General features: G+C 70.6%; 16 protein-coding genes and 1 pseudogene. 12 read left to right on the top strand and 5 right to left on the bottom strand.

The features are described 5' to 3' along the window. Positions 1-237: 237 nt before the first annotated feature. Both AB0D59_RS18490 and AB0D59_RS18485 read right to left on the bottom strand, forming a co-directional pair. Positions 238-1,848, bottom strand: a complete 1,611-nt coding sequence (locus AB0D59_RS18490; protein ID WP_362565965.1) for an NADH-ubiquinone oxidoreductase-F iron-sulfur binding region domain-containing protein — start codon at positions 1,846-1,848, stop codon at positions 238-240. Further along, positions 1,845-3,149: a cytochrome b/b6 domain-containing protein gene (locus AB0D59_RS18485; protein ID WP_362565963.1), complete on the bottom strand. Its 1,305-nt coding sequence runs from the start codon at positions 3,147-3,149 to the stop codon at positions 1,845-1,847. Before AB0D59_RS18485 ends, AB0D59_RS18490 begins: the two co-directional genes overlap by 4 nt. A 426-nt stretch (positions 3,150-3,575) precedes the next feature. Between AB0D59_RS18485 and leuS the strand changes: the two genes are divergently transcribed. From leuS to holA, 9 genes and pseudogenes are all read left to right on the top strand, one after another. Further along, a complete protein-coding gene (gene leuS / locus AB0D59_RS18480) occupies positions 3,576-6,455 on the top strand; it encodes a leucine--tRNA ligase (RefSeq protein ID WP_362565961.1) in 2,880 nt (959 codons plus the stop codon). 160 nt (positions 6,456-6,615) lie between these two features. Further along, positions 6,616-7,344: a hypothetical protein gene (locus AB0D59_RS18475; protein WP_362565959.1), complete on the top strand. Its 729-nt coding sequence runs from the start codon at positions 6,616-6,618 to the stop codon at positions 7,342-7,344. Between the two features lie 72 nt (positions 7,345-7,416). Beyond that, on the top strand, positions 7,417-8,262 hold the full coding sequence (locus AB0D59_RS18470) for a DegV family protein (protein ID WP_362565958.1): 846 nt from the start codon (positions 7,417-7,419) through the stop codon (positions 8,260-8,262). A gap of 131 nt (positions 8,263-8,393) precedes the next feature. Continuing rightward, entirely contained in the window at positions 8,394-9,518 is a 1,125-nt protein-coding gene (locus tag AB0D59_RS18465) for a ComEA family DNA-binding protein (protein ID WP_362565956.1), read from the top strand. Continuing rightward, positions 9,515-12,124 carry a ComEC/Rec2 family competence protein gene (locus AB0D59_RS18460; RefSeq protein WP_362565954.1) on the top strand — a complete coding sequence of 870 codons (2,610 nt, stop codon included), beginning with the start codon at positions 9,515-9,517 and terminating at the stop codon, positions 12,122-12,124. Before AB0D59_RS18465 ends, AB0D59_RS18460 begins: the two co-directional genes overlap by 4 nt. 13 nt (positions 12,125-12,137) lie before the next feature. Then, complete coding sequence (locus AB0D59_RS18455) at positions 12,138-12,983, top strand: arylamine N-acetyltransferase (RefSeq protein ID WP_362565982.1); 846 nt, start codon at positions 12,138-12,140, stop codon at positions 12,981-12,983. Between the two features lie 173 nt (positions 12,984-13,156). Next, positions 13,157-14,074 (top strand): annotated as a pseudogene (locus tag AB0D59_RS18450) (YceI family protein). A 14-nt stretch (positions 14,075-14,088) separates the two neighbouring features. Beyond that, complete coding sequence (locus AB0D59_RS18445) at positions 14,089-14,334, top strand: hypothetical protein (RefSeq protein WP_362565952.1); 246 nt, start codon at positions 14,089-14,091, stop codon at positions 14,332-14,334. Positions 14,335-14,399: 65 nt separating this feature from the next. Next, entirely contained in the window at positions 14,400-15,389 is a 990-nt protein-coding gene (holA, locus tag AB0D59_RS18440) for a DNA polymerase III subunit delta (protein WP_362565950.1), read from the top strand. 223 nt (positions 15,390-15,612) lie between these two features. Here holA and rpsT read toward each other — a convergent pair whose 3' ends face one another. Then, the gene (rpsT, locus tag AB0D59_RS18435) at positions 15,613-15,879 is read right to left on the bottom strand and encodes a 30S ribosomal protein S20 (protein WP_360484013.1); all 267 of its coding nucleotides are present in this window, start codon (positions 15,877-15,879) and stop codon (positions 15,613-15,615) included. Positions 15,880-16,100: 221 nt separating this feature from the next. On the opposite strand from rpsT, the gene lepA reads away from it, so the two are divergent. Both lepA and AB0D59_RS18425 read left to right on the top strand, forming a co-directional pair. Further along, on the top strand, positions 16,101-17,975 hold the full coding sequence (lepA, locus tag AB0D59_RS18430) for a translation elongation factor 4 (protein ID WP_362565949.1): 1,875 nt from the start codon (positions 16,101-16,103) through the stop codon (positions 17,973-17,975). A gap of 291 nt (positions 17,976-18,266) precedes the next feature. Further along, complete coding sequence (locus AB0D59_RS18425; protein ID WP_362565947.1) at positions 18,267-20,141, top strand: AMP-dependent synthetase/ligase; 1,875 nt, start codon at positions 18,267-18,269, stop codon at positions 20,139-20,141. Positions 20,142-20,234: 93 nt separating this feature from the next. On the opposite strand, the gene AB0D59_RS18420 is transcribed toward AB0D59_RS18425, so the two are convergent. Beyond that, positions 20,235-20,798: a response regulator gene (locus tag AB0D59_RS18420; RefSeq protein WP_362565945.1), complete on the bottom strand. Its 564-nt coding sequence runs from the start codon at positions 20,796-20,798 to the stop codon at positions 20,235-20,237. Then, complete coding sequence (locus AB0D59_RS18415; RefSeq protein WP_362565943.1) at positions 20,795-24,898, bottom strand: HAMP domain-containing protein; 4,104 nt, start codon at positions 24,896-24,898, stop codon at positions 20,795-20,797. Before AB0D59_RS18415 ends, AB0D59_RS18420 begins: the two co-directional genes overlap by 4 nt. A gap of 102 nt (positions 24,899-25,000) precedes the next feature. Here AB0D59_RS18415 and AB0D59_RS18410 point away from each other — a divergent pair, with 102 nt between their 5' ends. Further along, a complete protein-coding gene (locus AB0D59_RS18410) occupies positions 25,001-26,905 on the top strand; it encodes a SpoIIE family protein phosphatase (RefSeq protein ID WP_362565941.1) in 1,905 nt (634 codons plus the stop codon). Positions 26,906-26,932: the final 27 nt, after the last annotated feature.

Below are 26,932 nucleotides of genomic sequence, written 5' to 3'. Positions count from 1 at the left end.
AACCCGGGGTGTTCTTTCGGGCGTGCGCGCCCGCCGTCCTTGGAAAGCCGGTCTAACTGAAAAAAAAAAAAAAACCACCCACACAAACCCCCGCCCCCCCCCGGGCGCGCGCCGCCCCCCCTTCGACGTTGTTGGGAACCATTCGAAAACATCGGAAACGGGCCCCGGGAAACTCGTGCCATGTGTAAGGCGGGCCACCCGACCGGGTGGCCCGCCTTACACATGGTGCTGATGCTGTCAGCGGCCGAGTGCCCGGCGGCCGCGGCCCTGCGAGAGAACCGGCAGGTTCTTGGCCGGCGCCTGGGAACGCGTGTCCTCCTCGAGACGCAGCGCGAGCGCCGGGCAGCGGCGCACCGCGCGCAGCGCCTTGGCCTCCGCGAACCGCGGCACCTTCGCCTGAGCCACCGTCGGGAAACCGTCCGCGCCCAGTTCGAAGACCTCCGGGAGGATGTCCGCGCACAGGCCGTGGCCCCGGCACAGCGTCCAGTCGACGTAGATCTTCTGACGGCTGCCGCTGGCCTCCTCGGGCTCTCCGCCGCCCGGGATGCCGGTCGGGAGCTTGCCGTCCTCGAAGAGCGGCAGAACGCCTTCCACGGGCCGTCCGCAGCCGTTTCCGAGAACATGCGCGGCCAGGTCGTCGGTGAACGCCTTGATCGTCGACTCCAGGAACATCGCGGAGCCGTCCGGGTGCGAGCACGCGCCGCGCCGCTTCACGTTCTTCGCGACCTGCTTGAGCGCCTCCAGGGCGGCCGGTCCGCCGCCGTTGAGGATGTCCTCCATGCCCCGCGCGGCCGCCGGCAGACCGAGGTAGCAGGGACCGCACTGTCCCGCGCTCTCCTCCGCCAGCCACTGGGCGACCCGGAGCGACTCACCCAGCGGACAGGTGTCCTGCGTGATCGGCAGGATCGCGCCGGCGCCCAGCGCACCGCCCACCGCGTCCAGGGAGTTGCGGGAGACGATCGCCTCGTTGACCGTCGCCGCGTCGATCCACTTGCCGTGGTAGCCGCCGGTCAGCACACCCTGCGGCACCGGCGGGGCGCCGGCCAGCTGCAGGACGTAGCGCAGCGGCACACCCGTGGGCACCTCGATCACCATGGGGCGGGCGACCGCGCCGGAGACCGTCAGCATGACGGTGCCCGGCTCGTCGTACAGACCGGTGTTGCCGTAACGCTCCGGGCCGATACGGGCGGCGATCGCCAGCTGCGCGAACGTCTCCGCGTTCGACAGCAGCGTGGGCGCGCCGCCGACGCCGTTCTGGGAGGCACTGGTCTTGCGGCCGGGCGGGATCGCCGGGCCGCCGTCGATCGAACGGACCAGCGACGCGGCAGCGCCGGTGACCATCCGCACCGGGTTGCGCTGGACGAACGCCTTCAGGGCCGAACGGCGGCCGGTGCTCAGCCCGCGTTCGGCGAGCGCCTGCTCCATGGAGCGCTGTGTGGACTCCCGGGTGACCCCCACCACGAGCGTGCGGGCACCCAGTGCCTCGGCGCACAGCAGCGCGCCGTCGAGGATCAGGTGCGGGGCACGGTTGATCAGCACCGTGTCCTTGCGGCAGGCCGGCTCGTCCTCGCTGCCGTTGACGACGACCACCGGCCGGACGCCGCGCTTGATCGCCGCTTCGGCGACCGAGCGCAGCTTTTTGTGGAAGGGGAAACCCGCGCCGCCGCGGCCCTTCAGGTTGATGCGTTCGGAGAGCTGCGCGAGCTGCTCCCCGCCCAAGGGTTCAAGCGGCCCGTGCACCTTGAGGTGCATGGGCAGATCGAGTCTTTCGACAAGGTCGAAGCCCGACGTGAGCTGCGGAAGGCCGACCACGCGGACTTCTGGGACGTCGGGCAGGGCCTCGTTCACCTATAGCCTCCGGAAGGCGTGTTCCAAGGTTCGCCCGAACCCGGTGCGTCGAAGGACGCGCCGGGCGCTGGTTCGTTGGCGGGACCGCTGTTGTACGTGTCGTTCGAGTTGTACGCGCCGTAGCGGGCGTTCGTCTCACCGGTGTCGTACACATCACGTCCGCCTGTTCCGGCAGTGCCCGGATTGCCATAGACCGGGATGTTGTATCCGGTGTCCTGGAGCGGGTCGTACGCCGACGGGGGCGCCTCGCCGACCGGCGGCGGGGACGGGACCGGCCAGCTGCCCGAGGTGCTGCCGGGGCCGTCCATGCGCGGGAAGGCCTCGGTGGCCTGGAGGTCCAGCCGCTCCATGCGCGCGGTCTGACCGGCCGCGAACGGCGAATGGGGCTGTGGCTGTCCGGGCGTGGAGGTGGCCCGGTAGGCGGCCGCGAAGCCGGAGGCCGGCTCGGAGGCGGGTGCCCCGGTCGGGAACAGCGGGTTGGGCTGCGGGGCCCTGGTGTCGACCCGCGAGGCCCTCGGCTCGCGTTCGCGTTCACGTCCGCCGTCGTAGCCCGGCAGCCCGGACTCGCCCACCCGGGCGCGGCTGGCGTCCAGCTCGTCCAGGTCGGGGCGCTCCGAGCTGCCCAGGACGGAGACCAGACGGTCGGCGACCTTGCGCTTGAACGGGCGCGGGGCGGCGCGCAGCGCCAGCGCGCCCATCACGCCGACCAGGCACAGCTCGTACGAGATCATGAAGAAGGGCTTCGCCGCGCGGCCCGCGAACAAGCCGTGGATCAGCGCGGCGCACCAGGCCGGGTAGGCAAGCATGTGCATGGCCCGCCAGCGGGCCGCCACCACGGCCGGGGCGGCGAAATTGCTGCGCAGGGCGCCGGTGACACCCACGAAGATCATCAGCAGTCCGGCCAGCGAGCCGAGCCCGATCAGGCCGGCGCTTCCGGTGACGCCGAGCGAGAACGGGATGATCGCGGCGATCACCACGGTGTGATCGAGAGCGATCTTCGTGACGATGTGCACCAGCAGGAACGCGATCGAGGCGACCGCGGTCGTCCGGTGCACCGCCTGGCCGACGATCCGCTGGCGGGTGTTGAGGAAGATGCGGTCCTGTGCGACCAGACCCCAGATCACCGAGCAGCTCAGCGAGACGAGCGAGAGCACGCCCGCGCCGAAGTTCAGGAACGATTGGAACTGGCTGCCTCCGGTCAGCACGACCACGGGTATGAGCAACAGAACGACAGCGGACGCCACCCCCCAGACCGAACGGCCTGGCTTGGGGAGCGAGCTGTTACTACGACGAGGGTTCATGGGGGCAACTCCGAGCAGTTCGGGAAAGCGGTCCCGGTGCCGCAGCCTAAGTGGCGCCATACCGATCAGTACGAGGTTTGAGTTATTGCGTTGTTATCAAAGGGCAATGCGGGCCTTGCGATGTCCCTTAGCGGTTGTTACGCGAAGTAATTTTTGAACCTGGTTCAACTCTCGTCCCGGTTGTCGCCTTAGACGTACGTGTCAACCGTTGATACGTAAGCGCGTCGCGGCTTGCTCAAGTGCTGCGGTACCCTGACGCCATGCGTGCCGTACGCCTTCTGCTTAGCGGGCCGCGCTGATCAGTCCCGACCGCCGGATCAAACGGCCGGTCGGCATCGGCGCGGCGTCCCCTCCTGTGCGAGGGGATTTTTCGTTTCTAGCAAGTCACAGCCGCAGGCAGAGACGATCGATGGAGCTTTGAGGATCATGAGCGAGACGAACCCCGCTGCCGCCGCCACGTCGGCGGAGGCCGCGCCGCACCGCTACACGGCTGCCCTGGCGGCCGAGATCGAGGCACGCTGGCAGGACTTCTGGGACGCCGACGGCACGTACGCGGCGCCGAATCCCAAGGGTGACCTGGCCGGCGACCCCGAGCTGGTCGCCAGGCCCAAGAAGTTCATCATGGACATGTTCCCGTATCCGTCCGGAGCGGGACTGCACGTCGGCCATCCTCTGGGCTACATCGCCACCGACGTGTTCGCCCGCTTCCAGCGGATGAACGGCCACAACGTCCTGCACACCCTGGGCTTCGACGCCTTCGGCCTGCCCGCCGAGCAGTACGCCGTGCAGACCGGCACGCACCCGCGGGTGTCCACCGAGTCCAACATCGAGAACATGAAGGCCCAGCTGCGCCGGCTGGGCCTGGGCCACGACAAGCGCCGGTCGTTCGCCACGATCGACCCGGACTACTACAAGTGGACCCAGTGGATCTTCCTGCAGATCTTCAACTCCTGGTACGACGACGAGGCGAAGAAGGCCCGCCCGATCTCCGAGCTGATCGCCCAGTTCGAGTCCGGTGAGCGAGCCGTACCGGGCCACACGCACGCGTGGAACGAGCTGACCGCAACCGAGCGCGGCGACGTCCTGGGCGAGTTCCGCCTGGCCTACGCCTCGGACGCGCCGGTCAACTGGTGCCCGGGGCTGGGCACCGTGCTGGCCAACGAGGAGGTCACCGCCGACGGACGCTCCGAGCGCGGCAACTTCCCCGTCTTCAAGGCCAAGCTGCGCCAGTGGAACATGCGCATCACCGCCTACGCCGACCGGCTGCTGGACGACCTGGACGAGCTGGACTGGCCCGAGGCCATCAAGCTGCAGCAGCGCAACTGGATCGGCCGCAGCGAGGGTGCCCGCGTCGACTTCCCGATCGACGGCGAGAAGATCACCGTCTTCACCACGCGCCCCGACACCCTGTTCGGCGCGACCTACATGGTGCTGGCACCCGAGCACCCGCTGGTCGACAAGTTCGTCCCGGCCGCCTGGCCCGAGGGCACCCACGACGTGTGGACCGGCGGCCACGCGACGCCCGCCGAGGCCGTGGCCGCGTACCGCGCCCAGGCCGGCGCCAAGTCCGACGTGGAGCGGCAGGCCGAGGCCAAGGACAAGACCGGCGTCTTCACGGGCGCGTACGCGACCAACCCGGTCAACGGCGACAAGGTCCCGGTGTTCGTCGCCGACTACGTGCTGATGGGCTACGGCACCGGCGCGATCATGGCCGTCCCGGCCGGCGACCAGCGCGACTTCGAATTCGCGCGCGCCTTCGAGCTGCCGATCGTCTGCATCGTCGAGCCGACCGACGGCCGTGGCACCGACACCTCGACGTGGGAGGACGCCTTCGGCTCCTACGACGCGAAGATCATCAACTCCTCCAACGACGGCATCAAGCTGGACGGCCTGCCGGTCGCCGAGGCCAAGGCCCGCATCACCGAATGGCTGGCCCGCAAGGGCATCGGCGAGGGCACCGTCAACTTCCGGCTGCGCGACTGGCTGTTCAGCCGCCAGCGCTACTGGGGCGAGCCCTTCCCGATCGTCTACGACGAGGACGGCGTCGCCCACGCCCTGCCCGAGTCGATGCTGCCGCTGGAGCTGCCGGAGGTCGAGGACTACTCGCCGCGCACCTTCGACCCGGAAGACGCGGACACCCAGCCCGAGACGCCGCTGTCGCGCAACGAGGAATGGGTCAACGTCACCCTGGACCTGGGCGACGGGCCGAAGAAGTACCGCCGCGAGACCAACACCATGCCCAACTGGGCCGGTTCCTGCTGGTACGAACTGCGCTACCTGGACCCGCACAACGACCAGGAGCTGGTCGACCCGGAGATCGAGCGGTACTGGATGGGCCCGCGCCAGGGCATGCCGCACGGCGGTGTCGACCTGTACGTCGGCGGCGCCGAGCACGCGGTGCTGCACCTGCTGTACGCCCGTTTCTGGTCGAAGGTCCTGTACGACCTGGGGCACGTCTCGTCCGTCGAGCCGTTCCACAAGCTGTTCAACCAGGGCATGATCCAGGCCTACGTCTACCGCGACGGCCGCGGCTTCCCGGTGCCCGCCGCCGAGGTCGAGGAGCAGGACGGCGCCTACTACTACCAGGGTGAGAAGGTCACCCGGCTGCTGGGCAAGATGGGCAAGTCCCTGAAGAACGCGGTGACTCCGGACGAGATCTGCGCCGAGTACGGCGCCGACACGCTGCGCCTGTACGAGATGGCGATGGGCCCGCTGGACGTCTCCCGTCCGTGGGACACGCGCGCGGTGGTCGGCCAGTTCCGGCTGCTGCAGCGGCTGTGGCGCGTCATCGTCGACGAGGCGACCGGTGAGGTCACCGTCACCGACGCCGATGCCGACGAGGACACGCTGCGTGCCCTGCACAAGGCGATCGACGGCGTCCGCCAGGACCTGGAGGGCCTGCGCTTCAACACCGCCATCGCCAAGGTCACCGAGCTGAACAACCACCTGACCAAGGCGGGTGGCGCGGTGCCGCGTACGGTCGCCGAGCCGCTGGTGCTGATGATCGCGCCGCTGGCCCCGCACGTCGCCGAGGAGCTGTGGCGCAAGCTGGGTCACACCGACTCGGTCGTGCACCGGGACTTCCCGGTCGCCGACCCGAACTACGTCGTGGACGAGACCGTGACCTGCGTCGTGCAGATCAAGGGCAAGGTCAAGGCCCGCCTGGAGGTGTCGCCGGACATCTCCGAGGAGGAGCTGGAGAAGGTGGCGCTGGCCGACGAGAAGGTCGTCGCGGCGCTGGACGGCGCAGGCATCCGCAAGGTGATCGTCCGCGCGCCGAAGCTGGTGAACATCGTCACGGCGTAACGGCCAAGGGCCGCCTTCGGGTGGTCCCCCAAGGGCAGGTTCGGGGTCTTTCCGGAACTCCGGGCCTGCCCTTTGCGTTTACCGTTGAAGAGGGCGGCCGCCCCTGCCGTGCTCGGAATCGGTCGGGTGGTCGGGTGGCCGTCAGCGGAGGAGGAGCACCGTGGAAACAGTGATCGCCGTATTCGCCGTGCTCTTCCTGCTCTTCGTCGCGGGCGGGGCGTACGTCACGTTCAAGGCGGTCGGCGCCGCCAAGCGCGGTGTGGACCGTACGATCACGCAGGCCCGGCGGACGGTCGAGGACCACACGCTGCGCGCCAAGTCCATGGTCCAGGTCGGCCCGGCGGCCGAGATCGCCCAGCTGCGGCTCACCCTGCGCACCTCGATGCGGGCCACCCAGGACGCGCTGGACGCGGGCGCCCCCGAGGACGAGTCACTGAAGGAGTCCGTCAGCCTCTTCCAGCGGCTCAGTGCGCACGGTCATGAACTGGACGGCGAGCTCAGGCGCCTGGAGTCCGAGCCGGACCGGGCCACGCTCGCCGCGCGGCTGCCCGAACTGCGCCGGCGTACCACGCGCATCACCGAGTCCGCGGACGCGTTGCGATGGGCGGCGCGTGACCGGGCCCACCGGTTCGCCGACGACGATCTGGACACCTTGAGCACGCAGATCGGCGTCGAGGCCGACGCCCTGCGGCACTGGTCGCGTCCTGCCCCCGCGCCCGAAACCCCGCCGTGGCCCGACGCAGCCGCCGGTCGGGGGGACCGCCAGACCTGGCCCGAGGCACCCCGGTCCGCCCCGGACGGGGACCCGGCGCAGCCCGCGATCACGCCGCCCGGGCGGCGTCAGGCCTACCCTTGGCAGAAGAAGCCCCGGCCGGAGAGCACCACTTGATACGGCCGGTCCTGGTCGGGCCGGGCGGGGGCGGGCTGCCGCCCCTGGGCTACGCCAGGTAACCTCCAGCTCATGTCCCGCCATGTCGCGATCGTCACCGATTCAACGGCCTACCTGCCGCCGCGGATGATGGAGCGCCACGGCATCACCGCGGTTCCCCTGACGGTGGTCCTCGGCGACCGGGCGTTCGAAGAGGGTACCGAGATCTCGACCCGTTCCCTGGCCCAGGCTCTGCAGAAGCGGCGTTCTGTCACCACGTCCCGGCCCAGCCCCGAGGTGTTCGCCGAAACGTACCGCAAGGTCGCCGAGTCCGGTGCCACCGGTATCGTCTCGCTCCACCTGTCCGCCGAACTGTCGGGCACCTACGACGCGGCGGTCATCGCGGCCCGCGAAGCACCCGTCCCGGTGCGAGTGGTGGATACCGGGATGGTCGCGATGGCGCTCGGTTTCTGCGCGCTCGCGGCGGCCGAGGTCGCCGAGGCGGGCGGCACCGCCGACGAGGCGGTCACGGCGGCGGAGAAACGGGCCGCAAGCACGACCGCGTACTTCTACGTCGACACCCTCGACTATCTGCGCCGCGGCGGCCGCATCGGAGCGGCGCAGGCCCTGCTGGGTTCCGCACTCGCCGTGAAGCCCCTGCTCCAGTTGGACGGCGGCCGCGTCGAGCCCCTGGAGAAGGTGCGGACGGCGTCCCGCGCCATCGCCCGCCTCGAGGAGCTCGCCGCCGAGCGGGCGGGCGGCGCCGAGGTGGACATCGCCGTCCACCATCTCGCCGCCCCCGACCGGGCCGCGGCCCTCGCCGACCGGCTGCGGGCGCGGGTCCCGGGGCTGGTCGAGATGCATGTGAGCGAGGTCGGTGCGGTCATCGGCGCGCACACCGGACCCGGGCTGCTCGGGGCGGTCGTCTCACCGCGGTGACCTGTGGATCCGAGGGCGGCGGCCCCGCCGGTTTCACTCGTGTGGGTGGCGAAGTTGTCCACAACCGGGCCGGGATCCACGGAACTTGAGCAAGATCATCGCGAGCCGGCGGGAAGCCCCATCCTCGTCGCATGGCACTTCGATCACGCTCACACGAGACACATGCGACCAGTGGCCCGGGCCGGGGCCCCACTTCCGACGGCCGTACCCGGCACCGCCGGTCCCCGGTCGGGGTCCGCGCCCGCCACCGCCCGGCCCCGGCGGAAGAACTGCGCCGCCGGGCGGAACTCCTCTTCGGCGAACGGGGAGTCACCCGGCCGGAGCCGGGACACGGACCCCCGCACGCCGCAACGGTGACCGGTACCGGTGCGGCGGCCGGGCTGACCGCGGCCACCTCCGGGCTGACGGCGGCCACCTCCGGGGTGCGCGCCGCCGCGTCCGGAGTGCGTACCGCCGCGGCCGCACTGTCCACGGCGGCGGCCGTGGTGTCCTCGGCCCGTGCGCTCGCCGGCGAGACCACGGCCCTGCGCGAACCTGCGCTCCCCAGGCTGCGGGCCCGGGTCGGGCTCGCCGTGCGGGAGCGGATGCCGGTGTGGCTGGCGACCCGCTGCGGGCTGGAACGCCGGGGCGCGGTGGCCCTCGGGGCGGTCCTCGTCGTGGCCGCGGCCCTGGCCGTGCAGCACTTCTGGACGGGCCGGACCGAATCGGTGAGCGCGCCGGAGGTGGTGCGTGCCGAGGCGCCGTACGAGAAGAGCGAGGAGAAGGTTCCGGCCGCGGGCACCGGTACCCCAGCGGCGCCCGCGGGGGCGGCCGGACCCGCTGGTGCAATCGTCGTGGACGTCACCGGGAAGGTGCGGGAGCCGGGGGTCCACTCTCTGCCGGCCGGGTCCCGGGTGACCGACGCGCTGCGGGCGGCGGGCGGGGTGCGGCCCGGTACGGACACCGACGGACTCAACCGTGCCCGTTTCCTGGTGGACGCCGAACAGATCGTCGTCGGGGGCCCCGCCCCGCCGGCCGCCCCGGGCCAGGTCGCGGACGGTACCGCGACGGGCACGGGCCCGGCCGCCCCGGTCTCCCTGAACACGGCGACCGTGGAGCAGCTCGACGCCCTGCCTGGAGTCGGCCCGGTGCTGGCGCAGCACATCGTCGACTACCGGACCCAGCATGTCGGTTTCCGCTCGGTCGACGAACTTCGCCAGGTCAAGGGCATCGGTGACCGCCGCTTCTCCGACCTGCGGGATCTGGTACGGCCATGAGCCGCACGACCGGCCAAGCCCCGCCGGGATCCATGACCGCGCGCCAGGCCGTGCACGCCGGTTCGGGCAAGCGGCTGGGGACCGCGCACCCCCGGCAGGACACGACGGCCGACCTGCGGTTGGTGCCGCCCGCGCTGGCCGCCTGGGCGACGGCGGCACTGACCCTGGACGCACCGCCGGGGTGGACGGCCGGGACCGCCGTCGCGTGCCTGGTCGCCGGCCTCATCCTGCTGTGGCGCAGCCGCGCGGGCCGCCGGTCAGGGACGGTGGCCGGCAATTCCTCGGCCCTCCGGTCAGGGACGGTGACCGGCAGCTCCCCGGCTCTCCGCCCGACTTGGCGGAACGCCTCCGTCGGCGCGCTGCTTCTCTGTGTCGCGGGGGCTGCCGCCTCCGCGGGACTGCACGGGGCGGATGTGCGCCGGGGGCCGGTGCCCGGGCTGGCCCGCGCCTACGCCACCGTGACCGTCGAGGTCGAGCTCACGGGCGACCCGTGGGTCAGCAGGCCGCGCGTGCGGGGGGACCACGCCACTCCGGCCGCCGTGCTGGTGCGCGGCGAGGTACGGCTGGTGGAGAGCGGCGACGGGACGGCGGTGACGACGCGCTCACCGGTGCTGATGGCCGTCGACCCGGGGGTGCGGGCGCCCGGTGGCGGCGGCCGCGCCCGGTGGCTCGGGCTGCTGCCCTCCACGCGGCTGCGGGTGAGCGGGCGGCTGGCGCCGGCGACGGCCGGCGGGGACCGGACCGCGGCGATGCTGCGGGTGCGGGAGCGTCCCGCGCCGGTGGTGGTGGGCGAGGCGAGTGGGCTTCAGCGGCTGGCCGGGCGGTTGCGGGCCGGGCTGCGGGAGGCGACCGAGGGACTGCCCGAGGACGCGCGGGCGCTGCTGCCCGGGCTGGTCGTCGGGGACACCTCGCGGATCACGCCCGAACTGGACGAGGCCTTCGAGGAGACCGATCTCGCGCACACCCTCGCGGTCTCGGGCAGCAACCTCACCATCCTGCTCGCCCTGCTCGTCGGACCGCCGGGACTGGCCCAGCAGGTCGAGCGGCGCGGTCTCGCCCCGCGCCTGGGGCTGTCGCTGCGATCGACCGCGCTGTTCGCGTCGGCGCTCACCCTCGGCTTCGTCGTCGTGTGCCGGCCGGACCCCAGCGTGCTGCGGGCCGCGGCCTGCGGTGCCGTCGCCCTGCTCGCCCTGGCGACCGGCCGCCGCAGATCCCTGATCCCGGCGCTGGCGACGGCGGTTCTGCTGCTGGTGCTGTACGACCCGTGGCTGGCACGCAGTTACGGCTTCCTGTTGTCCGTGCTGGCCACCGGGGCGCTGCTGGTGCTGGCGCCCGGCTGGAGCGAGGCGCTGCGACGGCGCGGAGTGCCGGAGCGGCTGGCCGAGGGCCTGGGCGCCGCTGCCGCCGCGCAGGCGGTGTGCGCGCCGGTGGTCGCGGTGCTGTCGGCGCGGGTGAGTCTGGTGGCGGTGCCTTGCAATCTGCTGGCCGAGATCGCGGTGGCGCCGGCCACGGTGCTGGGGTTCGCGGCGCTTGCGGCGGCCCCGGTGGCGATGCCGTTGGCCAAGGTGCTGGCGTGGTGCGCGGGCTGGCCGGCCGGGTGGATCGCGGGGATCGCCCGGACCGGGGCCGCGCTGCCGGGCGCGGGTGTGGACTGGCCCGGGAGCTGGGCGGGGGCGCTGCTGCTGGCCGGGGTCACGGTGGTCGTCGTACCGCTGGGGCGGCGGTTGCTGCGGCATCCGTGGTGGTGCGGGGCGCTCGGGGTGCTGCTCGTGCTGCTGGTCGTACGGCCGGCACCGCTGACCCGGGTGATCACGGGCTGGCCGCCGCCCGGCTGGCGACTGGCCATGTGCGACGTCGGGCAGGGCGACGCGACGGTGCTCGCGGCGGGCGCGGGCACGGGCGTGGTGGTGGATGCCGGGCCCGATCCGACGCTGGTCGACCACTGCCTGCGGGAACTCGGCATCACCCGTGTCCCGCTGGTCGTTTTGACCCACTTCCATGCCGACCATGTCGGAGGGCTGCCCGGGGTGTTGCGCGGGAGGTCGGTGGCGCAGATCGAGACGACCGGCTTCGAGGAACCGGCGGAGCAGGCCGAGTTCGTACGGAGGGAGGCGGCCGAGCATCGGATCCCGGTCACGCGCGCGGTCGCCGGGGAGCGGCGAACCACCGGCGGGCTGGACTGGCGGGTGCTGTGGCCGCCCCAGGACCCGGCACCGGAACCGGACGGCCCGAACGACGCCAGTGTCGCCCTGCTGGTCCGCTCGGCCGGACTGCGGATGCTGCTGCTCGGAGACCTCGAACCCCCGGCCCAGCAGGAGCTGCTGAGATCACCGGCGGCCACCGAACTGGGCCGGGTGGACGTTCTGAAAGTGGCTCATCACGGGTCCGCGTATCAGGATCCGCAGCTGCTGCGGCTGGCGGCGCCCCGCATCGCGCTCATCTCGTGCGGGGCGGACAACCCGTACGGGCATCCGGCGCCGGACACGGTGGCGCGGCTCCGGGCCGCCGGGGCGGTGGTGCTGCGGACCGACCGGGACGGAGCGCTCGCCGTGACCGGCGGCCGTACGGGACGGGAGGCGGGGGAGCTGGCGGTGGCGCGAGACTGAGGGCATGAACTCGGTGAACTCCCCGCAGACCGACGCCTACCTCCACCGGCTCGGGGCGGCCCGCCCGGCCCGGCCCACCGCCGAGGCGCTGCGGGATCTGCAGCTGAGGCATCTGCGGGCCGTGCCCTTCGAGAACCTGTCGATCCACCTCGGCGAGGAGATCGTGCTGGAGGAGAAGCGGCTGGTGGACAAGGTGGTGGGCGCGGGCCGGGGCGGGTTCTGCTACGAACTCAACGGCGCCTTCTCGGCGTTGCTGACCGCGCTCGGTTTCGAGGTGACGCTGCTGGCCGGGCGGGTGTACGGGGATCAGGGGCGGCTCGGGATCCCGTACGACCATCTCGCGCTGCGGGTCGGGACGGTGGACGGGGGCGAGTGGCTCGCCGACGTCGGGTTCGGGGCGCACAGCCACTACCCGCTGGCGTTCGCGGAGCGGGGTGAGCAGGTGGATCCGGGCGGTACGTTCCGGATCACCGGGGCCGGGCCGGACGCGGCGGGTGCAGGGGGAGAAACGGGAGCGACGGCCGGGGACCTGGACGTGTTGCGGGACGGGAGGCCGCAGTACCGGCTGGAGGTCCGGCCGCGGGTGCTCGGGGACTTCACGGCCGGGGCCTGGTGGCACAGCACCTCGCCGTCGTCCCACTTCACACAGTCGCTGGTGTGTTCCCGGGCCACCGAGGACGGCGGGCGGATCACGCTGAGCGGGCGGACGCTGACGGTGACGGAGGCGGGCGGGGCACGTGAGGTACGGGCGTTGGAGCGCGACGAGGAGGTGCTGGGGGTCTACCGGGAGCGGTTCGGAATCGCGTTGGACCGTGTGCCCGCTGTGCGAAATCCGCGGAACACCAACCCGAATGGCTAATTCGGGCGTCACGGGAGAACGTGTTACTACTGGCGCATAGCATGCTATTCCTGGGTAGTTCCGGCTGATCTGCTGGATTCCCGCGATGTGGGCCTGTGTTGCCCCGAAAGCCGCATCAGTGATCGAATGTATCTTCGGCAACGGACGGTGGCGAGGCATCAGGGGTGGCGTGGATGTTCGGCGGCTTGAGGGGAAACCGAACGAACCGGGTGCAGCGGACGAGTCCCCTCGCGGCCGTGCGGACCCCGCCCGACGCCGGGGTGCTGAGCTGCCGGGTGCTCGACCCGGTCAACGAGCCGGTGACGAACGCCGAGTTCGCGGTCAGCGACACCATGGGGCGAACGGTGGTCAGCGGGGGCGCGGATCCCTACGGGTCGTTCGTGACGACCGTGCCGGCCGGGGAGTACCGGCTCGCGGTGTCCGCCTAGGGGTTCACCCCGTACCGGGCCACCGCGCGGGTCGGCGAGAACAGCCTCACCTCGCTCGGTGACGTGACCCTCCAGGTCGCCCCGCCGCCGGAGCTGCCGGCGCCCGGGGACTGGGAGATCGAGCCGACACATTCCTCGATCGCCTTCACCGCCCGGCACATCGGACTGGCCCGGATCCACGGGCGGTTCAACTCGTTCGCGGGCGCGGTACGGATCGCCGAGCCGGTGGAGCGGTCCGCCCTGCACGTCGTCATCGACGCCGCGACCATCGACACGGGCGTGCGGATGCGGGACGACCATCTGCGGTCGGCGGACTTCCTGGACGTGCTGCGGTTTCCGACGCTGGAGTTCTACGGCGACCGGTTCGTGCACCGGGGCGGCACCAGATGGGCCGTCACCGGGGCGCTGTCCCTGCACGGCGTGACGCGGACGGTCACCCTCGACACGGAGTACCTCGGGCTCGGCAACGGCATGGAGGGCGAGGTGCGGGCGGCCTGCCGGGCCACGACCGAACTGCACCGGGACGACTTCACGGTGAGCTGGCAGACGATGCTGGCGCGCGGGATAGCGGTCGTCGGGCCGACCATCCGCGTCGACCTCGACGTGCAGATCGTGCCCAAGGCTGAGCCGGCCGCTCCGGTTCGTTCCGGCCGGCGGCGGTAGCCGAGAATGGTGCCGTGAGCGATGTGAGACATGTGCTGGTGCTGCCGGACCGGGATGCGGCGGAGGAAGCCGCCGAGGCGCTCGGGGAGCGCTTCGGGATCGGTGAGGAGCCACGGCTGGTCCGGGACGCGCTGGCGGGGGAGGACGACGCCGAGGACGCGCAGTGGCTGGTGCTGCTGAGGGACGCGGAGGGGCGGCTGGATGCGGCGGAGCTGGACGAGTTCGCGGGGGAGTGGGAGGGGTGGCGGGAGGAGCCGTAGCGGGTGCGGATGGCTCGGCAGGCAGCGCGGCCGCGCTGTCAGTGGGCCGTGGGATGCTTGGCGTGATGGCAAAGAAGACTGCTGATGACGATCCGCTCGCCCCGCTGACGCTTGCCGTGGGTCAGGAGGAACTGCTGCTCGACCGCGCCGTGCAGCAGGTGGTGGCGGCTGCCCGGGCCGCCGACGCCGACACGGACGTGCGGGATCTGACCCCGGACCAGTTGCAGCCCGGCACGCTTGCCGAGCTGACCAGCCCGTCGCTCTTCGCGGAGCGCAAGGTCGTGGTCGTACGCAACGCGCAGGACCTGTCAGCCGACACGATCAAGGACGTGAAGGCGTACCTCGGGGCGCCCGCCGAGGAGATCACCCTGGTGCTGCTGCACGCGGGCGGAGTCAAGGGCAAGGGGCTGCTGGACGCGGCGCGCAAGGCGGGGGCTCGGGAGGTCGCCTGTCCGAAGATGACCAAGCCGGCGGACCGGCTCGCGTTCACGCGGAGCGAGTTCCGCGCGCTGGGACGCTCGGCCACGCCCGAGGCCTGCCAGGCGCTCGTCGACGCCATAGGAAGCGATCTGCGGGAGCTGGCCTCCGCAGTGACCCAGCTCTCCGCCGACGTCGAGGGCACCATCGACGAGGCCGTCGTCGGGCGGTACTACACAGGGCGGGCCGAGGTGTCGAGCTTCACCGTCGCCGACCGGGCCGTGGAAGGACGAACGGCGGAGGCACTGGAGGCGTTGCGCTGGTCGCTGGCGACCGGGGTCGCACCGGTCCTGATCACCAGTGCCCTCGCGCAGGGGGTGCGGGCCATCGGGAAGCTGTCGGGCGCGCGGGGCGGCCGGCCCGCCGATCTCGCGCGGGAGCTCGGGATGCCGCCGTGGAAGATCGATCGGGTACGGCAGCAGATGCGGGGCTGGACGCCCGACGGGGTGGCGGTGGCGCTGCGGGCCGTCGCCGACGCCGATGCGGGGGTCAAGGGCGGCGGGGACGATCCCGAGTACGCCCTGGAGAAGGCCGTGGTGGCCATCGCGCGGGCGGCGCGGTCGCGAGGCCGGGGGTAACAGGCCGGGCGTACCGCAGGGGGACGGGAAGGGGGCGGGCTCGCCCGGACATGCCGAAAGCCCCGACGTCCGCCCTGGGGAAGGGTGAAGTGCCGGGGCCTCGGTTTCAAGCTTTTCGAGCCCGTTCCCGCGTGGCGAACGCAGGCCGCGAACAGGCTCTGGGGGCCGGTCGGGGGCGGATGAGAGAGGGCCCGCCCGAATCCTTCCGGCGTCGTATCAAGTGTCAGCCCTGGAGGGACGCGACCTTGGAAGCGAGCGCCGACTTCTTGTTGGCGGCCTGGTTCTTGTGGATGACGCCCTTGGAGACGGCCTTGTCGAGCTGACGCGCGGCAGCGCGCTGGTACTCGGTGGCCTTCTCGACGTCACCCGCGGCAGCGGCCTCACGGGCCTTGCGGATCGCGGTCTTCAGGGAGGACTTGACGGCCTTGTTGCGCTGCCGAGCCTTCTCGTTGGTCTTGATCCGCTTGATCTGGGACTTGATGTTCGCCACGAAAGAGCCTTTTCAGGTTCTGGTGCGGGACCGTGCAGATCCCGTACCGATGATTTCTCGAAGACGTGCCTCGCGCTGAGAGGGCATGAGACACAGCTGCCCAGAGTAGCAGCGGGGCGGGGAACGGCCCAAACCGGTCTCCGGTCCCCTGCCATGGGACCATGGAGACTACGTATCGATCCGACCCGAGGCATAAGGCGCCTCAAGAGACAGGACCCTGCGTGCCCGCGACCCCTAACAATGTGCCCGAGCCGAGCCGTACCGCCCCGGCTCTGATCCGCAATTTCTGCATCATCGCGCACATCGACCACGGCAAGTCCACGCTCGCCGACCGGATGCTCCAGCTGACCGGCGTGGTCGAGCAGCGGCAGATGCGTGCTCAGTACCTCGACCGGATGGACATCGAGCGCGAACGCGGCATCACGATCAAGTCCCAGGCGGTGCGTCTGCCCTGGGCCCCCACCGAGGGCCCCGACCAGGGCAGCACGCACATCCTCAACATGATCGACACCCCGGGGCACGTCGACTTCACCTACGAGGTCTCGCGGTCGCTGGCGGCCTGCGAGGGGACCGTCCTCCTCGTCGACGCCGCCCAGGGCATCGAGGCGCAGACCCTCGCCAACCTCTACCTGGCGATGGAGAACGACCTCACGATCATCCCCGTGCTCAACAAGATCGACCTGCCGGCCGCCCAGCCGGAGAAGTTCGCCGAGGAACTGGCGAACCTGGTCGGCTGCGAACCGGACGACGTGCTGCGGGTCTCCGCCAAGACCGGTGTGGGCGTCGACGCCCTGCTGAACAAGGTCGTCAAGGAGATCCCGGCGCCGGTCGGCGTCGCCGACGCGCCCGCCCGCGCGATGATCTTCGACTCGGTCTACGACTCCTACCGCGGTGTCGTCACCTACGTCCGTGTCATCGACGGCCAGCTCAACAAGCGCGAACGCATCAAGATGATGTCGACCGGCGCCACCCACGAGCTGCTGGAGATCGGTACGAACTCGCCCGAGATGCTGGGCGCCGACGGCCTCGGCGTCGGCGAGGTGGGCTATCTGATCACCGGTGTGAAGGACGTCCGGCAGTCCAAGGTCGGTGACACCGTCACCAGCCAGCACAAGGGCGCCACGGAGGCGCTCGGCGGCTACAAGGACCCGAAGCCGATGGTCTTCTCCGGTCTGTATCCGCTGGACGGCTCCGACTACCCCGAACTGCGCGAGGCCCTCGACAAGCTGCAGCTCAACGACGCCGCGCTCGTCTACGAGCCGGAGACCTCCGCCGCTCTCGGCTTCGGTTTCCGCGTCGGCTTCCTCGGCCTGCTGCACCTGGACGTGATCCGGGAGCGGCTGGAGCGCGAGTTCGGGCTCGACCTGATCGCGACGGCCCCGAACGTGGTGTACCGCGTGGTCATGGAGGACGGCAGCGAGCACACGGTCACCAATCCGAGCGAGTTCCCCGAGGGGAAGATCGGTGAGGTGTACGAGCCGGTCGTGCGCGCCACCATCCTGGCGCCCAGCGAGTTCATCGGCTCGATCATGGAGCTGTGCCAGACCCGGCGCGGCACCCTGCTCGGCATGGACTACCTGTCCGAGGACCGCGTCGAGATCCGGTACACGCTGCCGCTCGCGGAGATCGTCTTCGACTTCTTCGATCAGTTGAAGTCGAAGACGCGTGGTTACGCGTCGCTGGACTACGAGCCCACCGGCGAGCAGACGTCCAGCCTGGTCAAGGTCGACATCCTGCTGCACGGCGACAAGGTGGACGCCTTCTCGGCGATCACGCACAAGGACGCGGCGTACGCGTACGGGGTGCGGCTCGTCGCCAAGCTGCGCGAGCTCATCCCCAGGCAGGCCTTCGAGGTGCCGATCCAGGCCGCCATCGGCTCCCGGGTGATCGCCCGCGAGACCATCCGCGCCATCCGCAAGGACGTCCTCGCCAAGTGCTACGGCGGTGACATCTCCCGTAAGCGCAAGCTGCTGGAGAAGCAGAAGGAAGGCAAGAAGCGGATGAAGATGGTGGGTTCCGTGGAGGTTCCGCAGGAGGCCTTCATCGCCGTCCTCAGCAGCGATGACAGCGCGGGATCGGCCAAGAGCAAGAAGTAACCGCCGGTAACAATCGGCTACGGCCGCAAATCGGGTGCAACAGGGGTCCGCTGTACGAAAGTGTGGCGGGCCCCTACGCGTGCGTAGGGTCGCTCTGCGTGGAACATGCGGGGAAACAGACAGGCCGAGGCCCCTTACGTACAGGCCGGTCGCGGCTTACTCTGATCCCTGCTCGATAGTTACTCGCGAGTTAAACAAGTAGTGCGAACCGCACCGTGAGTAAACCCAGCCGCCTGAGTAAACCCAGCCGCACTGAGCCAGCCGCACCGTCGCGGGCCCCCGGAGGATGTCGTGAGCGACACGCAGACACTGATCGAGAACCGTCCGCCGTCCGTGGCGGCCCTCTTCCTGGAGCGCGTGGCGGCCACACCGGACGCCGAGGCCTACCGGTACCCGGTGCTCGCCGCCTCCGGTCAGGGCCCGGACGACTGGAAGTCGCTGAGCTGGGCGCAGGCGGCCGAGCGCGTCTACGCGATCGCGGCCGGGCTCATCGAACTCGGTATCCAGCCCGAGCAGCGGGTCGCCCTGGCCTCCTCCACCCGTGTCGAGTGGATCCTCGCCGACCTCGGCATCCTGTGCGCCGGAGCGGCCACCACGACCGTCTATCCGCAGACCAATGCCGAGGAGTCGGCGTTCATCCTCTCCGACTCCGGAAGCCGGGTGCTGATCGCGGAGGACGCGGCGCAGGTCGCCAAGGCCGTCGAGAAGCGCGCCGAGCTGCCCGAGCTCACCCAGGTCGTCGTCATCGACCCGGCCGGTGCGCAGACGGGTGACTGGGTCATCACCCTCGCCGAGCTGGAGGAGCGCGGCGCCAAGTACCTGGAGAGCCACCCCGAGCTGATCAAGGAGCGGGTCGGGGCGATCACCAAGGACCAGCTCGCCACGCTCATCTACACCTCCGGCACCACCGGCCGCCCCAAGGGCGTACGGCTGCCGCAGGACAACTGGTCGTACATGGCGAAGGCGATCGCCGCGACCGGGCTGATCAGCGCCGACGACGTGCAGTACCTCTGGCTGCCGCTCGCCCATGTCTTCGGCAAGGTGCTCACCTCCGGGCAGATCGAGGTCGGCCATGTCACCGCCGTCGACGGCCGCGTCGACAAGATCATCGAGAACCTGCCGGTCGTGCAGCCGACGTACATGGCCGCCGTGCCGCGCATCTTCGAGAAGGTCTACAACGGTGTCGCCGCCAAGGCCCGAGCCGGTGGCGCGGCCAAGTACAAGATCTTCCAGTGGGCGGCCGACGTCGCCCGCGAGTACGCCAAGGCCACCCAGGACAACTTCCGCCGCACCGGGTCCGCCACCGCGCCCTTCGGGCTCACCGCCAAGCACAAGGTCGCCGACGGCCTCGTCTACTCCAAGCTGCGGGAGGCCTTCGGCGGGCAGTTGCGGGCCTGCGTCTCCGGGTCCGCCGCGCTGGCACCCGAGATCGGCTACTTCTTCGCCGGCGCCGGTGTGCACATTCTCGAGGGCTACGGTCTGACGGAGTCCTCCGCCGCGTCCTTCGTGAACCCCGGCGAGGCCTACCGCACCGGTACGGTCGGCAAGCCCCTGCCCGGCTGCGAGGTACGGATCGCCGACGACGGGGAGATCCTGCTCCGCGGCCCCGGCATCATGCAGGGCTATCACGGACTGCCCGAGAAGACGGCGGAGGTCCTGGAGGCCGACGGCTGGTTCCACACCGGTGACATCGGTGAGCTGTCCCCCGACGGCTATCTGCGGATCACCGACCGCAAGAAGGACCTCATCAAGACGTCCGGCGGCAAGTACATCGCGCCCGCCGAGGTCGAGGGACAGTTCAAGGCGGTCTGCCCGTACGTCTCCAACATCCTCGTCCACGGCGCCGACCGGAACTACTGCACGGCCCTGATCGCCCTCGACGAGGTCGCGATCCTGGATTGGGCCAAAGAGAACGGCCTGGACGGCAAGTCCTACGCCGAGTTGGTGGCCGCGCCGGCGACCGTCGAGATGGTCGACGGATACGTCAAGCAGCTCAACGAGGGGCTGCAGCGCTGGCAGACCATCAAGAAGTTCCGGCTGCTGCCCCGGGACCTGGATGTGGAGCACGGGGAGATCACACCGAGCCTGAAGGTGAAGAGGCCGGTTGTGGAGCGGGAGTACAGGCACCTGATTGACGAGATGTACGCCGGGACGCGCGAGGCGTAGGAGGTGGCGGGGGACGTGTGGCGGCCGCGGGTTCGTGGTGGCTCGTCGCGCCCACGCGGCGGAGCCGCACGTCGTCACAGTCTCCCGCCCCTTTCAGCCGGACCGCTTGGCGTTGCTTAAGAGTCGGCGCATTTCCCTGACCTCTTCTCGTAGCGTCACTACGTCGACAGGTTCGTTGGACAGCTGATCCTCCAGAACCGTCAGCCGTTTGCCCAACGCGCTGAAGTCCGCCTGTTCGCGAGCCAGCAGTGACTGCAACTGCTGGTTCTTCCGGTGCAGTTCCAGGAAGACGTTGACCTTCGCCCGCAGCACCCATGGATCGAAGGGCTTCGTCAGATAGTCCGCCGCGCCTGTCGCGTAGCCGCGGAACGCGTACCCGGCGTCCTCCTCGGCTCCCGTCAGGAAGATGATCGGGACGTCCTTGGTCTGGTCGAGGCGTTTGATGTTCGCGGCTGTTTCGAAGCCGTCCATGCCCGGCATGCGGATGTCGAGGAGGACCACGGCGAAACGGTGGCGCAGCAGGGCCTTCATCGCCTCCTCGCCGGAACGCGCGCGTACTATCGGCTCGTTCAGGGATCCGAGCACGGCCTCCAGCGCTATCAGGTTGTCCTCCATGTCGTCGACCAGGAGGATGCCGGCCCGCTCGTCAGCGATCATCGTCCCGTCCGTTCCTTGTCGGCGGGCTCGCCGTCTTCCGTGCTGTCGGGGTCCAGGAGTGCGCAGACGACGGTGAGCAGCCGGTCGACGTCCACGGGTTTGGGTACGTAGTCGTTGGCGCCGCGCGCGATGGACTTCTCCCGGTCGCCGGGCATCGCCTTCGCCGTCAGCGCGACGATCGGCAGGCCGGTCCAGCGGGGGGCGCGGCGGATGGCCGCGATGGTCTCGTAGCCGTCCATCTCCGGCATCATGATGTCCATCAGGACCAGTTCGACGTCCGGGTTGCGTTCGAGGGTCTCGATGCCCTCCCGGCCGTTCTCCGCGTAGAGCACGGGCATGCCGACGCGGCCCAGGACGTGGGTGAGCGCGAAGACGTTGCGGATGTCGTCGTCGATGATCAGGACGCGTCGGCCGGGCAGGATCTGGCCGGCGCGGCCGGACTGCCACGCCTCCAGCTTGGCCGGAGCCGGCCAGGAGTCGTCGGTGTCGGGGGTGGTGGCCTGGGCGGGGCCGAGGACGGGCAGGGCGTGGTCCTCCGGGGTGGGGCCGGCCGCCGTGTGCCCGGGGCAGACGACCGGGACGTACAGCGTGAACGTCGAGCCCTTGCCCTGTTCGCTCGCCGCGACGATACGGCCGCCGAGCAGGCCCGCGATCTCGCGGCTGATGGACAGGCCGAGGCCGGTGCCGCCGTACTTGCGGTTCGTGGTGCCGTCGGCCTGCTGGAACGCCTCGAAGATCACCGGGAGTTTCTCGGCGGCGATCCCGATGCCGGTGTCCGTCACCTCGAAGGCGATCACCTCGTCGCTGCCGTGGACGTAGCGCTGGTCGGGGTCCTGCACCCGGTCGACCCGCAGTTCCACTCGTCCCTTGGCGGTGAACTTGATCGCGTTGGAGAGCAGGTTGCGCAGGATCTGCTGGAGGCGCTGTTCGTCGGAGTACATCTCGCGCGGTACGTCCTCGCCGACCGCCACCTCGAAGGCCAGACCCCGGTCCAGGGTCAGCGGGCGGAAGGTGGCGTGGACGTAGTCGAGGAGTTTGATCAGAGGCAGGCGTTTGGGGCGTACGTCCATCCGGCCGGCCTCGATCTTCGACAGGTCCAGGATGTCGTTGATGAGCTGGAGCAGGTCGGAGCCCGAGCGGTGGATCGTCGTCGCGAACTGGACCTCCTGGTCGGAGAGACGGCCGTCCGGGTTGTCGGCCAGCAGCCGGGCCAGGATCAGCAAGGAGTTCAGCGGAGTGCGCAGTTCGTGGGACATGTTCGCGAGGAATTCCGACTTGTACTGGGAGGACGTCGCCAGCAGGGCGGCTTTCTCCTCCAGTTCCGCGTTCGAGCGTTGCAGTTCCGCCTGTTGTTTCTGAAGTTCGTCCGAGCGTTCCTGGAGTTGCATCGCCAGGCGTTGCGACTCGCCGAGCAGGGACTCCGTGCGGGAGTTGGCGATGATCGTGTTGATGGCCACGCCGATGGTGTTGACGAACTGGTCGAAGAAGGCCAGGTGGACGTCGGAGAAGCGGGAGAAGGAGGCCAGCTCGATCACGCCGAGGAGTTTGTCCTCGAAGAGGATCGGGATGATGACGATCGTCGTCGGCGCCGCTTCGCCGAGACCGCTGTTGATCTTGATGTAGTCCGGCGGTGCCTCCTCGACGAGGATGCGCTTTTTCTCGCCGGCCGCCTGGCGGACCAGGCCGTGTACCGGCAGGCCGCCGGTCTCCACGATCGCGCCCTGTGCGGAGCCGTAGCCGGCGATGAACGCCAGGCCTTTCGCCGGTACGGCCGTCCGCACGGCCGCGCCGTCCTCGTCCGGGTCGGCCAGGAAGAACGCGCCGTACTGGGCGTTCACCAGCGGGGTCAGCTCGCGCAGGATCAGGTCGGCGACCTCCATCAGGTCCCGGTGGCCCTGCATCAGCGCGGCGAGCCGGGCCAGGTTGGACTCCAGCCAGTCCTTCGCGCGGGTCGTCTCGCGCAGGTTGGCCACCATCAGGTTGATGTTGTCCTTCAGTTCGGCGACCTCGCCCTGCGTCTCCACGGTGATCGACCGGGACATGTCGCCCTGTGCGACGGCCGAGGCGACCTCGGCGATCGCGCGGACCTGGGTGGTGAGGTTGAGGGCGAGTTCGTTCACGTTGGTCGTCAGGCGCTTCCAGGTGCCGTACACGCCCTCCACGCGCGCCTGGCCGCCCAGTTGTCCTTCGGAGCCCACCTCGCGGGCCACGCGGGTCACCTCGGACGAGAACGACGACAGGGTGTCGACCATCGTGTTGATCGTCGTCTTCAGTTCGAGGATCTCGCCGCGCGCGTCCACGTCGATCTTCTTCGACAGGTCGCCCTGTGCCACGGCCGTCGCCACCTGGGCGATGTTGCGCACCTGTGAGGTGAGGTTGTCGGCCATGTAGTTGACGTTGTCGGTCAGGTCCCGCCAGACGCCGGAGACGCCGAGCACCTGGGCGCGGCCGCCCAGCCGGCCGTCGGTGCCGACCTCGCGGGCCACCCGGGTCACCTCGTCGGCGAAAGCGCGCAGTTGCTCCACCATCGTGTTGACGGTGTCCTTCAGCTCGAGGATCTCGCCGCGCGCGTCGACGGTGATTTTCTTGGAAAGGTCGCCGTTGGCGACCGCTGTCGTCACCTGGGCGATGTTGCGGACCTGTGAGGTCAGGTTCAGCGCCATGAAGTTGACGTTGTCGGTGAGGTCTTTCCAGACTCCGGACACGCCCCTGACCTGCGCCTGACCGCCGAGGTTTCCTTCGGTGCCGACTTCGCGGGCGACGCGGGTGACTTCGTCGGCGAACGCCGACAGCTGGTCGACCATCGTGTTGATCGTTGATTTCAGTTCGAGGATCTCGCCTTTCGCCTCCACGGTGATCTTCTTGCCGAGGTCGCCCTGGGCGACGGCCGTGGAGACGAGCGCGATGTTGCGGACCTGGGACGTCAGGTTGTCCGCCATGAAGTTGACGTTGTCGGTGAGGTCTTTCCAGACTCCGGACACGCCTCTGACCTGCGCCCGGCCACCGAGGTTTCCTTCGGTGCCGACTTCGCGGGCGACGCGGGTGACTTCGTCGGCGAACGCCGACAGCTGGTCGACCATCGTGTTGATCGTCGACTTCAGTTCGAGAATCTCGCCCTTGGCGTCGACCGTGATCTTCTGCGAGAGGTCGCCGTTGGCGACGGCTGTCGTCACCTGGGCGATGTTGCGGACCTGTGAGGTCAGGTTCGACGCCATGAAGTTGACGTTGTCGGTGAGGTCCTTCCACACGCCGGAGACACCCCGCACCTGGGCCCGGCCGCCCAGCTGGCCCTCCGTGCCGACTTCGCGCGCGACCCTTGTCACCTCGTCGGCGAACGCGGACAGCTGGTCGACCATGGTGTTGACGGTGAGCTTCAGTTCCAGCAGTTCGCCGGTCGCCTCGACGGTCACCGTGCGGGTCAGGTCGCCGCGCGCCACCGCCGTCGTCACCAGGGCGATGTCGCGGACCTGGGCGGTCAGCCGGGACGCCATGGTGTTGACGGCCTCGGTCACGTCCCGCCAACTGCCGGACAGGCGCTGCACCTTGGCCCGGCCGCCGAGCCGGCCCTCGGTGCCGACCTCGCGCGCGACCCGGGTCACCTCGCCGGTGAACAGGGACAACTGATCGACCATCTTGTTCACCGCGCGGCCCAGTCTGCGCAGATCGCCGCGCAACTGGCGGCTGCCGTCGTGCAGATCGACGCGTTGGGTGAGATCGCCGCCGGCCACCGCGTCCAGCACGCGCGTGGCGTTCGCCGCGGGGGCGACCAGGGCGTCGAGGACCTGGTTGACGTCGTCGACGCGGGACGTCCAGGCGCCCTGGCCGGGGCTGGCCGACAGCCGTTCGTCGAGGCGGCCGTGGCGCACCAGCTCGCGTTTCACGCGTTGCGCCTCGGTGTTGAAGTGAACGCTGCGGTCCATGATCTGGTTGAAGACCGCGGTGAGTTCGGCGACCATCCCCTCACCGGTCTCGGGCACTTTGGTGAAGTCGCCGTCGCGGGCGGCGGTCATCGCGGCGAGCAGAGGGCGCAGCTCGGATGCTCGGAGTTGTTCCGGTTTCTGTCCGTCTTCGAGCACACGCGTAGCACTGTTCTCACTCATGGCGGCCCACTTCGGTAACTCGGTGCTTATGGGCGCAGCCAGTCTGTCACTCTGTCCGCATCGATCGGGATGTATTCGTCCGAACTGCTCGGGGAGCTGGACATGGGGGCCATACCCACGCAACGGGAGACCGTCTCCCGGGTCCGTGAGGCGCCTGCGCGCGACGAGGCGCCCGCGCACGAGAGCGCGGGCGCGTACGCGCAGGGGCGCGCGACCCTGCCCGGGAACCCCCTGGCGCCGGGTTCCGCCCGTGCGCGGGTGCGCGCCTGCCTCGACGAGTGGACCGACTGCGGCCTGCTGGAGCCGGGACAGCGGGTCGCCGAGGACGCCATGGTCGTCGTCAGTGAACTCGTCACCAACGCCGTCGTGCACGCCGGCACGGACGTCGAGGTCGACTGGTGGCTGGAGGAGGCACGGGAGGAGACGGCGTTCGTCGTCGAGGTCACCGACCACCATCCCTCCCGGGCCCCGCGCGACCACCCGGGCGAGACGCCGTACGAGACCCCGGAGTACGGGCGCGGGCTGCGTCTGGTCGCCTCGCTCGCCGAGTCCTGGGGGGTCACCTACCGCATCGGCGCGAAGACGGTGTGGGCGCGCCTGACCGGCCGGGGCGGCACGCTCCCCGACGAGCAGGAGCTGAGGGTGGCCGAGATCCTCGCGCCCGAGCCCCAGCGTCCCGACCGGGACCGGGACTGGCTGGACAGGGGCGCGCTGTCCTTCCTCGCCGAGGCCTCCGACCTGCTCGCCGGGCAACTCGACGAGAACCTGGTGGCCGCGCTCGCCGGCCAGCTGATCGTGCCGCGGCTGGCCGACTGGTGCGCGGTGTGGCTGGAGGACGAGTCGACCGTACGGTCCGGCGGCTGGGGCGACGCGAACGGCGCGGGCGGCCCGCGGCTGGCCCGGGTCTGGCACGGCAGCGAGAACCGCATCGAGGAGCTGCGCCGCGCCCTGGAGAAGGACCCGCCGGGCGCGAAGGACGGGTTACGGTCCGGGCCCGAGCCGTATCCCTGGCCCGGCGAGGCGCTCGGCCCGCAGGGCGCCCGCGGGTCGGCGCTCTCCTACCGGCTGATCGCGGGTGGCCGTCCGCTCGGCACGCTCGTGATCGGACGCTCCGGCCCGGCCGGTTTCCCGGACGAGATCACCGGTCTGGTCGAGGACTTCGGACGGCGGGTCGCGCTCGCCATCGGCGCGGCCCGCCAGTACGCCCGCCAGGCCACCATCAGCGCCGTCCTCCAGCGTGGGCTGCTGCCGGGTGCGGTCGCCGAGATCCCGGGCGTGCGCAGCGCGCTGGTCTACGAGCCCTGTGACAAGGGCGGCCCCAGCGGTGACTTCTACGACCTGTTCCCGGCCGGCGACGGCCGCTGGTGCTTCGCCGTCGGCGACGTCCAGGGCAAGGGCCCCGAGGCCGCCGTCGTCATCGGCCTGGCCCGGCCCTGGCTGCGGCTGCTGGCCCGGGAGGGGTACCGGGTGGCCGACGTCCTCGACCGGCTCAACCAGCTCCTCCTCGACGACGCCACCGAGGCCGCCGACGCCGCCGCCCGCGCCCTGGTCGCCGCCGGCGGCGGCGCCGTGCCGCCCGGCGACGGCCCGCAGACCCGTTTCCTCTCCCTCCTCTACGGCGAACTCACCCCCCTCGAAGCGGGCGGCATCCGCTGCACCCTCGCCTCCGCCGGGCATCCGCTGCCGCTGCTCCTCGGCCCCGACGGCGCGGTCCGTACCGCCGCCCGGCCGCAGACCCTGCTCGGGGTCGTGGAGGACGAGACGTACACCAGCGAGACCATCGAGCTCGGGCCCGGTGACAGCCTGCTGTGCGTGACCGACGGGGTCACCGAGCGCCGCTCGGGCTCCCGCCAGTTCGACGACGGCGACGGGCTCGCGCGGGCGCTCGCGGGCTGCGCGGGCCTGAGCGCCGAGCTGATCGCCGAGCGCATCAGACGGCTCGTGCACGAGTTCGGCGGCGGGCAGCCGGAGGACGATCTGGCGCTGCTGGTCCTGCAGGCGGAGTAACCGGCGTCGTACGGGACAATGGGGGAC

This window comes from Streptomyces sp. NPDC048417 (genome assembly GCF_040651615.1).
GTDB lineage: Bacteria > Actinomycetota > Actinomycetes > Streptomycetales > Streptomycetaceae > Streptomyces.
The sequence above is the reverse complement of the archived record's forward strand: the minus strand, read 5'-3'. Positions and strand labels throughout refer to the sequence as shown.